Origin of the sequence: Cyanobium sp. ATX-6F1, from assembly GCF_047395825.1 — a bacterium.
Lineage (GTDB): Bacteria > Cyanobacteriota > Cyanobacteriia > PCC-6307 > Cyanobiaceae > ATX-6F1.
The window spans coordinates 251,473-265,401 of sequence record NZ_JBCEBF010000001.1 but is presented as its reverse complement, the minus strand read 5'-3'; the positions used below and the strand labels follow the sequence as shown (position 1 = coordinate 265,401).

General features: G+C 68.8%; 12 protein-coding genes, 1 tRNA gene and 5 pseudogenes. 13 read left to right on the top strand and 5 right to left on the bottom strand.

The genetic code is table 11. The features are described from left to right. Positions 1-74: 74 nt before the first annotated feature. From AAF143_RS01655 to AAF143_RS01645, 3 genes and pseudogenes are all read right to left on the bottom strand, one after another. Positions 75-1,906: pseudogene (locus tag AAF143_RS01655) on the bottom strand (transglycosylase domain-containing protein); the annotation flags it as partial. Further along, positions 1,903-2,829, bottom strand: coding sequence for a chlorophyll synthase ChlG (chlG, locus tag AAF143_RS01650; RefSeq protein ID WP_255005880.1), 927 nt, complete (start codon positions 2,827-2,829; stop codon positions 1,903-1,905). The pseudogene AAF143_RS01655 and the gene chlG, both read right to left, overlap by 4 nt. Positions 2,830-2,887: 58 nt before the next feature. Beyond that, on the bottom strand, positions 2,888-3,112 hold the full coding sequence (locus AAF143_RS01645; RefSeq protein WP_255005247.1) for a DUF2862 domain-containing protein: 225 nt from the start codon (positions 3,110-3,112) through the stop codon (positions 2,888-2,890). Positions 3,113-3,164: 52 nt separating this feature from the next. Between AAF143_RS01645 and hisF the strand changes: the two are divergent. From hisF to AAF143_RS01615, 6 genes and pseudogenes are all read left to right on the top strand, one after another. Continuing rightward, positions 3,165-3,940: pseudogene (gene hisF / locus AAF143_RS01640) on the top strand (imidazole glycerol phosphate synthase subunit HisF). Between the two features lie 74 nt (positions 3,941-4,014). Beyond that, a complete protein-coding gene (locus AAF143_RS01635) occupies positions 4,015-4,371 on the top strand; it encodes a hypothetical protein (RefSeq protein ID WP_414026427.1) in 357 nt (118 codons plus the stop codon). A 19-nt stretch (positions 4,372-4,390) separates the two neighbouring features. Beyond that, a pseudogene (ubiE, locus tag AAF143_RS01630) lies at positions 4,391-5,088 on the top strand (bifunctional demethylmenaquinone methyltransferase/2-methoxy-6-polyprenyl-1,4-benzoquinol methylase UbiE). A gap of 90 nt (positions 5,089-5,178) precedes the next feature. Continuing rightward, on the top strand, positions 5,179-5,976 hold the full coding sequence (locus AAF143_RS01625; RefSeq protein WP_261358734.1) for an EAL domain-containing protein: 798 nt from the start codon (positions 5,179-5,181) through the stop codon (positions 5,974-5,976). 55 nt (positions 5,977-6,031) lie between these two features. After that, positions 6,032-6,916, top strand: coding sequence for a glycine--tRNA ligase subunit alpha (gene glyQ / locus AAF143_RS01620; protein WP_255005242.1), 885 nt, complete (start codon positions 6,032-6,034; stop codon positions 6,914-6,916). Next, complete coding sequence (locus AAF143_RS01615; protein ID WP_255005241.1) at positions 6,913-7,098, top strand: hypothetical protein; 186 nt, start codon at positions 6,913-6,915, stop codon at positions 7,096-7,098. Before glyQ ends, AAF143_RS01615 begins: the two co-directional genes overlap by 4 nt. Before the next feature lie 4 nt (positions 7,099-7,102). Here AAF143_RS01615 and AAF143_RS01610 read toward each other — a convergent pair whose 3' ends face one another. Continuing rightward, positions 7,103-7,957: a LysM peptidoglycan-binding domain-containing protein gene (locus tag AAF143_RS01610; protein WP_414026426.1), complete on the bottom strand. Its 855-nt coding sequence runs from the start codon at positions 7,955-7,957 to the stop codon at positions 7,103-7,105. 83 nt (positions 7,958-8,040) lie between these two features. On the opposite strand from AAF143_RS01610, the pseudogene AAF143_RS01605 reads away from it, so the two are divergent. From AAF143_RS01605 to AAF143_RS01580, 6 genes and pseudogenes are all read left to right on the top strand, one after another. Next, a pseudogene (locus AAF143_RS01605) lies at positions 8,041-10,256 on the top strand (ComEC/Rec2 family competence protein). Then, positions 10,243-10,327 (top strand) — tRNA-Ser (locus AAF143_RS01600). Before AAF143_RS01605 ends, AAF143_RS01600 begins: the two are co-directional and overlap by 14 nt. Before the next feature lie 419 nt (positions 10,328-10,746). After that, the gene (locus AAF143_RS01595) at positions 10,747-11,022 is read left to right on the top strand and encodes a type II toxin-antitoxin system Phd/YefM family antitoxin (protein ID WP_255005238.1); all 276 of its coding nucleotides are present in this window, start codon (positions 10,747-10,749) and stop codon (positions 11,020-11,022) included. Continuing rightward, positions 11,009-11,278: a Txe/YoeB family addiction module toxin gene (locus AAF143_RS01590; RefSeq protein ID WP_255005237.1), complete on the top strand. Its 270-nt coding sequence runs from the start codon at positions 11,009-11,011 to the stop codon at positions 11,276-11,278. The genes AAF143_RS01595 and AAF143_RS01590 overlap by 14 nt, the downstream gene beginning before the upstream one ends. A 191-nt stretch (positions 11,279-11,469) precedes the next feature. Beyond that, positions 11,470-11,637, top strand: a complete 168-nt coding sequence (locus AAF143_RS01585; protein WP_255005236.1) for a ribbon-helix-helix protein, CopG family — start codon at positions 11,470-11,472, stop codon at positions 11,635-11,637. Between the two features lie 452 nt (positions 11,638-12,089). Continuing rightward, complete coding sequence (locus AAF143_RS01580; RefSeq protein ID WP_255005235.1) at positions 12,090-12,329, top strand: hypothetical protein; 240 nt, start codon at positions 12,090-12,092, stop codon at positions 12,327-12,329. Positions 12,330-12,363: 34 nt separating this feature from the next. Here the strand turns inward: AAF143_RS01580 and AAF143_RS01575 are convergent, their stop codons facing one another. Beyond that, entirely contained in the window at positions 12,364-12,606 is a 243-nt protein-coding gene (locus AAF143_RS01575; protein WP_255005234.1) for a hypothetical protein, read from the bottom strand. 107 nt (positions 12,607-12,713) lie between these two features. On the opposite strand from AAF143_RS01575, the pseudogene AAF143_RS01570 reads away from it, so the two are divergent. After that, a pseudogene (locus tag AAF143_RS01570) lies at positions 12,714-13,905 on the top strand (glycosyltransferase). Positions 13,906-13,929 lie beyond the last annotated feature (24 nt).

The following is a 13,929-nucleotide window of genomic DNA, read 5'->3' as shown; positions in this document are numbered from 1 at the left end:
AACTTGGTGGGCTCGGGCTCCCAGCTGCGCTCGCGGGGTCGTTCGCTCCAGGCGTCGCTGCGGCTGGAGGTCTTGGACTTCTCTGGCCGGAACACCCCCGTCAGCACCGGTTTGGGCGGGAACGGGCGCACGGGCAGATCCTTGACGATCGGCGCCATGTAGTCGTGCCAGGCGTAGGTGGCCACCACGCTGGTGGAGCCGGTTTCACGGTTGTTGTCGTAGCCCAGCCAGACCCCCGTGGTCAGCTGGGGAATCGAGCCGATGAACCAGAGATCGCGCCCCCCTCGGAGGTGCCGGTCTTGCCGGCCACGGGGCGGCCGGGCAGGGCCGCCCCGCCGCCCGTGCCGCCGTTGACCACCTGCTGCAGCATCCAGAGCATGGCGTCGGCGATGTCGCTCTCCACGGCCCGCTTGCCGCGGTCGCCATCCACCCGGCGGCTCCAGAGCAGCTCGCCGCTGGGCCCGTCGATCTCCTCGAAGGGCGTGGGCGTCACGTAGACGCCGCGGTTGTTGATCGCGGCGTAGGCCGCGGTCATGTCGAGCACGGTCTGCTCGTAGGCGCCGATCGCCATCGGGTAGAAGCGCCCCAGCTCCCGGTGGATGCCCAGGCTCTTGGCGGTGGCGATCACCTTGTCGAAGCCGAGCTTCTGCAGCAGCCCCACCGCCACCACATTCAGGGAGTTCTTGAGGGCTACATAGAGCGGTACGGCGCCCATGTAGCGGTTGCCGAAGTTCTTGGGGCAGTAGCCGGCGAAGCAGCGGGGTGAATCCACCACGATGTCTTCGGGCTTCATCCCTTCCTTGATGGCTGTCAGATACACAAACAGCTTGAAGGTGGAACCCGGGGAGCGCAGGGCCTGGCTGGCGCGGTTGAACTGGCTCTTGCTGTAATCCTTGCCCCCCACCATCGCCCGCACCAGGCCGGTGCCCGGCTCCATCGACACCAGCGCCCCCTCCATCGCTCCGTAGGCGTAGGTGTCGATCACCTTCTGCCCCTGGTTCTGCCAGGCCAGGTTGAGGCTGGTGCGGATCGTCAGCCCGCCCACCTCCAGCTGTTCGGGGGTGAGCACCTTGGGCAGCTCCTGGGCCACCCAGCTGGTGAAGTAGGGCGCCCGGCTGTTCCAGTATTTCGGCAGGGCGGGCTTGAGCTTCAGGGGGCTGGCCTCGGCCTGCTGCTGCTGCGCATCGTCGATGAAGCCGGCCTCACGCATCCGCCTGAGCACCACGGCGCGGCGCTCCAGGGCCAGCTCCGGGTTCACCAGCGGCGAATACACCGAGGGGGCCGGCGGCAGACCGGCGATCAGGGCCGCCTCCGGCAGGGTCAACTGGTCCGGGGTCTTCGAGAAGAAGATCCAGGCCGCATCGGAGAGGCCATAGGCGCTGGAGCCCAGATACACGTAGTTGAGGTATTGCTCAAGGATCTGCTCCTTGCTCAGCTGGCGCTCGAGCTTGCCCGCCAGGGCCGCCTCCTCCAACTTGCGCCAGAGGGTGCGGTCCTGGCTCAGATACACCGTGCGCGCCAGCTGCTGGGTGATCGTGCTCGCCCCCTCCTCCACCGAGCCGCGGGTGATGTTGCGCACCATCGCCCGGCCGATGCCCACCGGATCGATGCCGTCGTGCTGGTAGAAGCGCCGGTCTTCGGCGGCGATGAAGGCGCGCTTGACCAGCAGGGGCATCTGGCCACTGGCCACCTTCTCGCGGGTGGCGGGGCCGAGTTTCTGCAGCACCTGGCCATCGGCCGAGAGCACCGTGATCGTGCCCGGGCGGTTGAAGCTGCTGATCCGCTCCACTTCGGGCAGCATCCCGTCGATCGAGCGCACCAGGGCCCCCTGGCCCACCGCCACCAGAGCGCCGGCGCCGGCCGCCAGCGCCCCCAGCAGCAGCAGTTGGAGACTGCGCTTGCTCACATCGTGGCGACCAGGCTGCTGTGGCCGATCGCCAGGGCGGTCACCAGCATGCCCAGCACCAGAAACGGTTGGGCGCTGGCCTGGTATTTCACATCGAAGGCCACCGGATCCCGCAGCAGCCAGATGTCCTGGAAGGTCATCTGGGGAACGATCAAGAGCACCAGCAGCACGGCGGCGAAGTGCTGGCCGATCGCGATCAGCACGCCCACCATCGCCAGCTGGAACACATTGATCATTCCGGCGCTGATCCAGCTGGCCCGCTGGATCCCGAAGACCACCGGCAGTGATTGCAGCCCCAGGGCCCGATCCCCCTCCACGCTCTTGAAATCGTTCACCACCGCGATGCCGAGCCCCGCCAGGCTGTAGGCGAGGGTGAGCAGGGCGGTGGTCCAGGTGAGCTGGCCGAACAAGGCCTGGCCCGCCCACCAGGGCAGGGCGATGTAGCTGGCGCCGAGGGCGTAGTTGCCCAGCCAGCCGTTCTGCTTGAGCTTCAGGGGCGGAGCTGAATAGATGTAGCTCACCAGTGAGCCCCCCAGAGCCAGCAGCAGCAGCACCGGGGTGCTGTGGCCCGCCCAGAGGTCGAGCCCCCAGGCCACCGCCAGGCCGGCGAGCAGCAGCACCCAGATCTGCAGCTTCACCGCCCCCAGGCTCACGGCGCCCGACGGGATGGGCCGATAGGGCTCGTTGATCGCGTCGATCTCGCGGTCGTAGTAGTCGTTGATCGTCTGGGTGTAGCCCGCCAGCAGCGGACCGCTCATGAGCATGCAGGCGATCGAGGCGCCCACCTGGCTGAGCGACCAGTTGAAGTTGCCGGAGGCGGCCGCCCCGCAGATCACGCCCCAGATCAGGGGGATCCAGGTGACGGGTTTCATCAGCTGCAGATGCAGCTTCCAGGCACTGGTGGTGCCGGCCGCCCCCTTCATGCCAAGGAGCTGGCGGGCGCCGCCGCCGCTGGGAGTGGGCTCAGGGGAGTCGCTCACCTCAGGCGGGGGTGATCTCGTCGTCGAAGAACCAGCCGCTGCTGCCGTTGCTCAGCTCGACCACGACGCCGACACCGCTGCCGTCGGTCATCTTGTAGCCGCTCACGGTGCCCGTGGCGTCGGTGCGCAGCAGCTCCACCATCTCGGCGGGAATGCGATCGCGCACCCGGGTGACCTTGACCCGCGAGCCGATCTGGACCGTGCCGGAGGTGGCAGCCTGGGACATGGCCTGCGCGACGGGAGAGAAGCGCAACACTAACAGTCACCCCCTGCCAGTTCTGATGGTTGCCAAGCGCATCATTCCCTGCCTCGACGTCGCCGCTGGGCGGGTGGTCAAGGGGGTCAATTTCGTCGACCTGCGGGATGCGGGCGATCCGGTGGAGCTGGCCTGCCGCTACGACGGCTCCGGCGCCGATGAGCTGGTGTTCCTCGACATCGCCGCCAGCCACCAGGGGCGCGGCACCCTGGTGGAACTGGTGCGGCGCACCGCCGAGGCGGTCACGATTCCGTTCACCGTGGGGGGCGGCATCCGCTCGGTGGAGGGGATCACCGAACTGCTGCGGGCCGGCGCCGACAAGGTGAGCCTCAATTCTTCGGCCGTGGCCGATCCCGAGCTGATCAGCCGGGGGCCGAGCGCTTCGGCTGCCAGTGCATCGTGGTGGCGATCGACGCCCGCCGCCGTTCAAGCAGCGAGGGCTGGGATGTGTTCGTCAAGGGCGGCCGCGAGAACACCGGCCTCGATGCCCTGGCCTGGGCGCGGCGGGTGGTGGAGCTCGGGGCCGGCGAGATCCTGCTCACCTCGATGGATGGCGATGGCACCCAGGCGGGCTATGACCTGGCGCTCACCGCCGCTGTGGCCTCCGCCGTGGAGGTGCCCGTGATCGCCTCCGGCGGCGCCGGCTGCATCGACCACATCGCCGAAGCCCTGGGGCCCGGCCAGGCCTCGGCGGCCCTGCTGGCCTCCCTGCTCCACGACGGCGTGCTGACCGTGGGGGAGATCAAGGCCGACCTGATCGGACGGGGGCTGGAGATCCGCCCGCTGCATGGGCCCTGAGCCTTGATGGGCCGGGCGGCCCTTCGGGGCTGTGATCCCTCGTTACATTGTGAGTAACAATCCGAGACCATCCGTTGCCGCCCCTGGCTCCACCCCTGTCCACTGCCCTGGCCCTGCTGATGGTGGTCACGGTGTTGGCGCTGGTGGCCTGGGCCCTGCAACTGATGCAGGCCGCCAATGACCGCAAGGAGTTCGCCCTGATGCTGGCGGGCTGCATGGTCTGCTTCGCCGCCGTGGGCCTGGCCACGGTGATGGTGATCACCCTGTCAGGGCCCCACGGTCTGCTCGCCGCCCGCCCCCTGGTCTGGCCAGCGACGGCGAAGCTGGGATCAGTCTCGATGCGATCGCCTTGCCGTGGGATCAAATGGCCCTTGATCAAGGGGCCTCGGGAGCAGCGTTCCGGCTGGCCCCTCCAGCGGCCGGACCGCTGATCCCCTCGGCTGAGCGCCCGTGAAGCCCGGTGATCCCGCCGCGGTGCGCGAGCTGTTCGAGGCGCTCGCCCCCCGCTACGACCTGCTCAACGACCTGTTCAGCCTGGGGCTGCACCGGCTCTGGAAACGCCAGGCGATCGCCTGGCTGCGGCCGTGTCCCGGCCAGCGGATGCTCGATCTCTGCTGCGGCACCGGTGATCTGGCCCTGCTGCTGGCGGCCCGGGTGCGTCCTGCGGGCCGGGTGCTGGGGCTCGATGCGGCCGCCGCTCCCCTGGCGCTGGCCCGCCGCCGCGCCGCCGCCCAGCCCTGGTTGCCCCTCGAGTGGCACCAGGCCGATGCCCTGGCCACCGGCCTGGGCAGTGCCAGCGTGGATGGGGCGGTGATGGCCTTCGGGCTGCGCAACCTCACGGATCCCGCCGCGGGCCTGGCGGAGCTGCGGCGTGTGCTCAAACCGGGCGCCCGCGCGGCGGTTCTGGATTTCAACCGGCCCAGCGCCCCGGCGGTTGCGGCCCTGCAGCGCCAGGCCCTGCGGCGGCTGGTGGTGCCCACGGCCGAGCGCTTCGGGCTGCGGGAGCACTTCGCCTACCTGGAGCCCAGCCTGGAGCGCTTTCCCAGCGGCCCCGAGCAGGAGCGGCTGGCCGGGGCGGCCGGTTTCGCCCAGGCCCGCCACCGCCCCCTCGCGGGGGGCTGATGGGGTTGCTGGAGCTGGTGGCCTGAGGCAGGTTCCCCTGCCCCTCCCCATCGCCAGGCTGCCGCTGGCCGGTAGACGGTTGCGGCACTGGTGGGCCAGGGAAGGCAGCGCCAACCATGCACGTTGAACTGAAGGCGATTAGACATCATCCGAACGGAACCTTCAGCGTGGAAAACTTCCACATCCAGCCCATCGTCGATCTCGCCAGCGGCCGTGTCTGCGGTGGGGAGGTCCTCTGGCGGCCGAACGGCAATGCTCCTGCCTCTGAGCAGCTCCAGGCCCTGCAAGATGATCCGACCTTGAATCTGAAGGTCACCCAGGATTCCTTCGTCTTCGTCCTCAACCAGCTGGAGCGGATTCAGACCAACGTCTGGCTGTCGGTCAACCTCTCCTGCCGCTTCATCGGCTCGGGCCGGATGTTCTTCCGCCCGATCTCCCGCGCCGTCCCTGACCTCGACAACCTGCGCCGCAAGGTGGGCAAGCGTCTGGTGGTGGAGGTCACCGAGCGTGGCGTGGCCGGCCATGAGGAATCGGCCTTCATCAACGAGCTCACGGGTCTGCACACCATCGCCGTCGATGACTTCGGCACCGGGGATGCTCCCCTTTCCCACATGCTCTCGCTGAAGTTCTCCAAGGTGAAGGTCGACCGCTCGATCATCACCGGCATCGATTCCGACAGCTACCGCCAGCGTTTTCTGCAGTGGCTGCTGGCCGGCTGCCATGCCATCGGTGTGGAGGTGTGCGCCGAGGGCGTCGAAACGGAATCCGAGGCCGCCTTCCTGCGCCGCATCGGTGTCGACCAGGGTCAGGGCTGGCTTTGGAGCAAGGCACTCCCCGCCGATCAGTTCGAGGCGCTCACGGTGCCGATGGAGTCGGTCACCCAGTCGCTCGGGCGCATCCTCAACGCCTCCTGAGCGGCGGTCTGGGATCATCGGGATCGACCAGGTCGATCCTCAAGCGGCGCGGGCGATGCACTTCCAAGACATCATTTCCACCCTGAATCAGTTCTGGGCGGCACAGGGATGTCTGCTGCTCCAGCCCTACGACACTGAGAAGGGGGCTGGCACGATGAGCCCCCACACGGTGCTGCGAGCGATCGGCCCGGAGCCCTGGGCCGTGGCTTATCCGGAGCCCTGCCGCCGCCCCACCGACGGCCGCTACGGCGACAACCCCAACCGCGCCCAGCACTACTTCCAGTACCAGGTGCTGATCAAGCCCTCCCCCGATGGCATCCAGGAGACCTACCTGGCCTCCCTTGAAGCGTTGGGCATCCGCGCCGCTGACCACGACATCCGCTTCGTGGAGGACAACTGGGAATCCCCCACCCTCGGTGCCTGGGGCGTGGGTTGGGAGGTGTGGCTCGATGGCATGGAGGTCACCCAGTTCACCTATTTCCAGCAGTGCGGCGGTCTCGATTGCCGGCCGGTGTCAATCGAGATCACCTACGGCCTCGAGCGCCTGGCGATGTACCTCCAGGACGTGGAGAGCATCTGGGAGCTGAGCTGGAACGGCGAGCGCACCTACGGCGACATCTGGTTGCCGTTTGAGAAGGGTCAGTGCACCTACAACTTCGAAGCCTCCAGCGCCGAGCGCCTGCTGCAGCTGTTCGCTCTCTACGAGGCCGAGGCCACTGAGCTGGTGGAACGGCGCCTGCCGGCCCCAGCCCTCGATTACGTGCTCAAGTGCAGCCACACCTTCAACCTGCTGGAGGCCCGTGGCGTGATCTCGGTCACCGAGCGCACCGCCACCATCGCCCGCATCCGGCACCTGGCCCGGCAGGTGGCCGAAGCCTGGCTGCAGGAGCGCGAGGCCCTGGGCTTCCCCTTGCTCAAGGCCCCGGCGGTGCCGGTGTGATCAAGCGGATCCTGCTGCTGGTGGTGGTGGCTGCGGGCAGTTTCCAGGGGGGCCGCCTCACCGAGCGGGCCGTGGGGCCCTGCCGCATCCGGCCCGTGGCCGCCCTGCTGGCGCCGCTGATCGGCCAGAAGATGCCCAGCCCCCAGCTCTGCGATCTGATGCTCAAGTTGCCCAGCCCCTGAGCGCTCAGGGGCCACCGGCAGGGCCGGTGCATCGAGGGTGTTGCTGCACAGGTCGATCACGATCTGCTGGCCGATGGATCTGGGATCCGGCGGCGCCCAGCCCTCCCAGTCCCCATCGATGCGCCAGGTCTGGCGCAGGCTCTCGCACTGCACCGCCACCGCCGTTGCCCCGGCCCGCCGCACCCCCAGATCGGCCACGGCCGGCTTCCACCAGGGTGATGCGCACGCCGCCCGGGTGCAGCCGCCAGCCGGCCCAGTCCACCTCCGTGCTCCCGTAGCGGCGCCAGCGGGCCCGGCCCGATTGCTCCCGCAGGCTGAGATCGGCCCGGTCGCGGCGCTCGGCTGGGCTCAGCAGCAAGGCGGCGGCGGCGGTCTGGTCCCCCGTGCCGGCCGGCGGCGCTGGAATGGCGGGCCCCAGGGGGCGCGGCGGAGCCGGCGCTTCAGGGCGCACTCCCTGGCTCCCCGGCAGCTTCAGCCAGCTGCCCACCGGCAGGGCCTCGGCCCGCAGGCCCGGGTTGAGCCGCTGCAGGGCGTCCACGGTGGTGTCGCTGCGGTTGGCGATCGCTTCGAGGGTGTCGCCGGAGCGGATCAGCAGCCCCGGCCCCGCTGGTGGCAGCCGTAGCCGCTGGCCCACCACCAGCTGGTTGGCGTCCTTGAGCTGGTTGATCTCGATCAGCCCCTCGACGCTGACGCCGTGGCGCTGGGCGATGGCCTCAAGGGTGTCCCCTTCGCGCACCGTGATCGAGCGACCTGGGCCGAGGCCCTGGGCCAGGGACTGGGCCTGGAGAGGGGCTTGGCTGAGCCCTGCGGGCACGCAGGCGGCCAGCAGCAGGGCGAAAACCACGGCGGAGGCACGCACGGGCTTTGGGAAACGGACGGGACAGTGGCCGAACCCTAGGGGAACCCCCTGGGAACCCTGACGAGGTGTTCTCCGACCTCCCTATGCCTGCCGTTGTGGTGGCGTTGGCCCTGGTGGCCCTGGCCCTGGGGGTGGTGTCGCTGCCGGATCCCGTCCGCTGGCTGGCCCTTGTGCCCCTGGTCGCGTTAGCGGGCTGGTTGAGCCAGCGCCGCGCCTGGGGCCTGCGTCAGCGGGCCCTGCTGCTGGCGCTGTTGCCGCTGCTGCTGCTGTGGGGGCTGATTCACCAGAGCCACCCCGGGCCGGCCGATCCGAGCCGGCTGGTGGGGACGGCCCCGATCACCGTGCTGGAGGGGCGCCTGGCGGTTGATCCCCAGCCCCTCAGCGCGGGTGAGGGCTGCCGGGCGGTGCTCGAGCAGGCCGGGGGCGCCACGGAGCTGCGTTTTTCCACCTGCCCCGACCTGCGCCAGGGCTGGCGCCTGCGTGTCAGCGGCGTCCTGCGACGGCCGGCCTCGGGGCCCCATCCCCTGCTCAGTAGTGCCGCCGAGCGGCTGGCCCGCCAGGGCATCTGGAGCCAGATGCGTGTGGAGAAAGTGGAGGTGCTGGAGCGACCGGCGACGCCGGTGGCCGACTTGCGCCGGCGTATGGCCACGGCCCTGCTCCAGCAGGGCGGACCCGACAGGGGCGGGGTGCTGGCGGCCCTGGTGCTGGGCAGCGCCGTGGTGCCCGTGCCGCAGGCCGTGCGCGAGGCCTTTCGCGTCGCCGGCCTCTCCCACGCCCTGGCGGCCAGTGGCTTTCACCTCACGGTGCTGCTCGGGGCGGTGATGGTGCTGGGGCGGCGCTCCCCCGGCCGATCCGCTGGACCCTGGCCGGCGGGGCGATGCTGCTGTTCTTGCTGCTGGCGGGGCCCCAGCCCTCGGTGGTGCGGGCCGTGCTGATGGGGGCGGTGGCCTTCGTGGTGCTGGAGAGCGGCCAGCGCGGCCGGCCCCTGGGGGTGCTGCTGCTCACGGTGCTGCTGATGCTGCTGGTGCAGCCCCTGTGGCTGCTGGATGTGGGTTTCCAGCTCTCGGTGGCGGCCACCGCCGGTCTGATGCTCACCTCCCGCGACCTGGAAACAGCCCTGGCCGCTCGCCTGCGGTCGCTCAGTTCCGCTCCCTGGGCGCACAAGCTGTCGGGGGGCCTGGCGGCGGGGCTGGCGGTGCCCCTGGCGGCCTCGCTCTGGACCCTGCCGCTGCAGCTGCTGCACTTCGGCAGTGTGCCGATTTGGGCCGTGCCCTCCAATCTGGTGGTCTCACCACTGCTGACGCCCCTCACCCTCGGGGCGATGGCGATGGCGCTGCTGGCGGTGCTGGCGCCACCGCTGCTGGTTCTGCTGGCCTGGCCCCTTGTGACCCTCACCGGAGTGCTGCTGGCGATCACCCGCTGGTTTGCGGCCCTGCCCATGGCCCAGTGGCAGCTGGGGCGGCCCAATGCGGGGCTGGTGCTGCTGTTCAGCCTGGGTTTGCTGCCGCTGCTGGTGGCGTCCTTGGGTCGATGGCGCCGGGGTCGGGCCTGCGGGCTGGCCTTGATCGCCCTGGCGAGCGCGGTGCACCTGGCCCTGATCGGTGTCGACCAGCTGCTGTTGGTGCACCAGGGGGCGGGGGATCTGCTGCTGGCCACCCACCAGGGACGCGCTGCCCTGGTGAGCACCCGAAGCGATGGCCTCAGCTGCAGCCGCGCCCGTCAGCTGGCCCTGGGCCTCGGTCTGCAGCGCTACGACTGGCTGTTGGTCAGCGATCCGGTGGCAGCGGCCGACCCGGCCTGCTGGCGTGCGCTCTCACCCCTGGTGCTCAGCTCCGGTGAGCAGCGCTTGCCGCTGGCGCCTGGGCAGCGGCTGGAGAGTCCGGGGCTGAGCCTGGAGGCTCTGGCGGCCGGCGGTCTGGCCCTGCGGCTGCAGGTGGGGGAGCACCCCTGGGTGCTGCTGCCGGATCGCCAGTCGCTGTGGTCTTGGCAGCAGGCGGTCGTCGGCGAAAGGCCACGGCTGGCGGGCCTGTGGCTGGGTTTCCGGCCCCGCCGGGCCGAGCGGGTGTGGCTGGCGTCGCTGGCTCCCCCGCGGCTGTGGTTGAGCGGACGGGCCCCGGCCGGGAAGGGGCGCTACCCGGGGGCTGGTTCGCCAGTGGGGACAGCGGTTCCCTGCAGGGGCCGCCGGGCTGAGGCCGTTGCTGGATCTGCGGACCCAGGGCCGATGTCTACAGTGCCCTCGGCCTGCGGGCCGGCCAGGCGTTGTGGTCCCTGCAGCGCGGTGGTCTGGAGAGGTGGCTGAGTGGTCGAAAGCGAACGACTCGAAATCGTTTGAAGGGAAACCTTCCGTGGGTTCGAATCCCACCCTCTCCGTTTTTGCTCCATCCGACGAAATCCGGCGGCGCACGAGAAGTGTTGCACCGTAAGGCTTTTGAGGAAACCCTGGTCCGGGCTGATCCGGGGAAATCCGCCTGCATCAACCCCCGGCTGACGCCGATACCGTCAACTACGGCGCCTCTGCGTTCGGAGCCTTTGCGGCAAGATGGCCTCCGCGAATTCCAAAATGCTTTCGGGGAAAGCAATTTGGGCCCTCCGTCGAGCGGTCACAAAGCCGGTACCAGGCACCACGACCGCGATCGCCTCTAGCCCTGGGTGGCTCGCTCCGTCGCCAAGACCCGGCGCAGGGACGGCCGCTGGGTGGGGCAAGCGCCAATAGGGAGTTCCCCCTGCTGTTGCCGTGCTCATCCCAGGTAGAAGCTTTAGCCTGTTGTACAGGGAATTGGACGGATCAGATGCAGGTGGTCAGTTTTTCGGAGGCCCGCGAGAGCTTCAAGGCCGTCCTTGATCGCGTGGAAGCTGATGCGGATGTGACCCTGATCACCCGCCGCCACGCCCAGGGCGCCGTACTGATGTCGCTCAACACCTACAACAGCCTGATGGAGACGGTGCATCTGCTGCGCTCTCCCGCCAATGCAGCCCACCTTCAGCGTTCCCTTGGGCAGGCGGAGCGCGGTGAGCTGTTCCAGCATGGTCTGATTGATCCGGATCTCGCTGATGCCGGCAGCTGAGCGGCTCGGTTGGACCCCGGCGGCATGGGAGGACTACCTCTACTGGCAGGGTCAGGACCGCCAACAGCTTCGGCGGATCAATCAACTGATCCAGGCCTGTCTGCGGGACCCTTGTGCGGGCATCGGCAAGCCTGAGCCGTTGCGTGAAAATCTCTCCGGTTGCTGGTCGCGGCGCATCAACGACGAGCACCGGCTGTTTTATCGACTGGAGGCAGGTGTTTTGCTGATCCTGGCTTGCCGGTATCACTACCGCTGAAACGGGCAGCTCGGCAAGAGCCCGTGACGTTGCTGGGGTGAGCCCCCGGGAGTGCCATGGGCCACTCCAGGCCCGGTGGGTGATTGATCGGGCAGCAGCGGAGAAGTTGGGCTGCGCGGCGGGACCTCAGCCTTGCCTTGGAGCGTATGTGATGCATCTATGCTGCAACGTTGGTCTGTGCCTGCTTGGGCTTGGATGAAGGCCTGGATCCGGCGCGGTTCCCCCGCCGCCTTGAGCTGGAGATCTCCGCAGAGGCCATGGAACTCCTGATCGAGCTGGCGCAGCGCACGGGCCGGTCGATCAACGAAGTCGCCCTGGAGTTGCTTGATGGGCAGATTCGTCGCCTGCAGGGTGATTGAGCCCAGCGAGATCCGCTTGGTTGTCTTGCACGGATCGCGGCAACGATCGAGCTGGGGGCCCGGGCGAGAACGAGGAAGCGGATCGGCCCATGGGCGCGGCTGGGACCGATCCCTACTGGAGCGTCATGGCTCTGGGGCACCCTCTACCCCTCGGCAACGGTTGTTAGCAACCTTCCGTAGGCCAGATCGCTGCTGGAAGCATGGATGGGCAAGAAAAAGCGGACCCGGGTGGCTCCGCTCGATGACCAGTTCCACTTTATGGCACTTTGTAACGAATCTCTCGTCTTGGGCGGTTCGGTTCACCGATCCGTGTAGTTGCTTCCTCAATCGATCGACCATGGGCCCGAACCCATGGCCCTGGAGAGGGCTCGCTCGGGTGATCTGTTGTCACACTTGCGTTTGAGCAGGACTGAGGTAGCGGGTTTAGGGTGAAAGCAACGGGCCGTTGGACGTTGAAAGTCACCCACTACAACGACGAGCACCTCATCGGCTTGTCTTCAGAGGAGGCAGCCCTGTTCGTTGATGTCTGCCATGCGGCGATCTTCTCGGATTTCATGCCACAGGATCCCGAGACCCAGAACCGCCTGATGTTGTTGCTGGGTCAGGTCCAGATCGGTCTGCTGCCCACCGCCCAGCAGTACTGGGAGCAGCAGCGCCTGTCGGCCACCTCCTCCCCCTCCTCCCTGCCCTGAGGGGCGGCGCTCCTTGCCGGCTCACCGCCGAAACTCAGGAGTGGAACAACAGCACCAGACCGTTGCTGAGCTGGTGAAACTCCCGCTCCTCACGGCTCAGGTCGAGTCCCACCAGCAGGCCCTCCTTGAGGGCGTCCTCATAGGGCGGCGAGACGGGCGGCTTCCCCACACGCCAGAGCGCCGCGATGCCCACCGGGGTGGCATGCCAGCTGAAACAGGCCGTCGTGCCGATCGACGGCTCCTTCATGGCGTCTTCAAGCAGCTCGCGGATCGGCATGGCCTGACGGAACTTCGGACAGCATCGGAATCTCTGGGCTGGGGGGCAATCAGCTGAGAGCTTTCGTGATGTCCGCCCCCGATGGCAGCGCCACCTACGGTGCGCCCATGCACCGCCTTCCCGCTCCGATCGCCCTCGTGCACGAGTGGTTCACCCCCGCTCGGTGGGGGGATCGGAGCAGGTGGTGCAGGCCCTCGATCCGGTGCTGCGGCCGGACCTGTTCGCCCTGGTGGATGGCGAGAGCCACCGCGACGACAGCTGGCTGGCGGGCCGCCGCATTCGCACCAGCTTCATTCAGCAGCTGCCCTGGGGCATCAGCCATGTGCAGCAGTACCTGCCCTTGCTGCCCCTGGCGATCGAGCAGCTCGATCTGGCGGGCTATCCCCTGGTGGTGAGCAGCAACCATCTGGTGGCCAAAGGGGTGCTCACCGGCCCCGACCAGCTGCACGTGAGTTACGTGCATACCCCCGTGCGCTACGCCTGGGACCAGATGCACCCCTATCTGGCCAGCTCCGCCCTGGCCCGCAGCCCCCTGGGGCCGCTGATCCGCTGGCAACTTCACCGCTTGCGTCTGTGGGACACGCTCAGCAGCGGCCGGGTTGATGTGCTCGTGGCCAATTCCCGCTTCACGGCCCGCCGCATCCGCCGTTACTGGCGGCGCGAGAGCCTGGTGGTGCCGCCGCCGGTGAGCCTCTCCCGTTTCAGACCGGGGGCCCCCCGCGATGACTTCTATCTCTCTCTCTGCCGCCTGGTGCCCTACAAGCGGGTGGATCTGGTGATCGAGGCCTTCAATCGCCTCGCCCTGCCGCTGCTGGTGGTCGGCGATGGCCCTGAGCGGCGGCGGCTTGAGGCGATCGCGGGCCCCACCGTGCGGCTGCTGGGGCGCCGCAGCGAGGCGGAGGTGAATGAGCTGATGGGGCGCTGCCGCGCCTACGTGTTCGCCGGACTGGAGGATTTCGGCATTGCCCCGGTGGAGGCCATGGCGGCGGGCGCCCCGGTGATCGGGCTGGGCCAGGGGGCCTGCTGGACAGCGTGCGCTGCCTGCGCAGTGGCGTGCCGGGCCCCACCGGTCTGCTGTTCCCCGAGCAGACCGTGGCCTCACTGGAGGCGGCCGTCGCCTATTTCCACGACCAGGAGCTCTGGAGGCGTTTCTCCAGCGAGGCCCTGCGCCATTGGGCCGAGCGTTTCGCCCCCGAGCGCTTCGAGGAACGCATGCTCAGCGTGCTCGAGCGCAGCTGGGAGCAGCACCGGCGCCGGCTGGCCCACGACAGCCGACCGGGCGCTGTGCCTCTGGTTTGAGTGACCCTGGCGATTGGATCGACG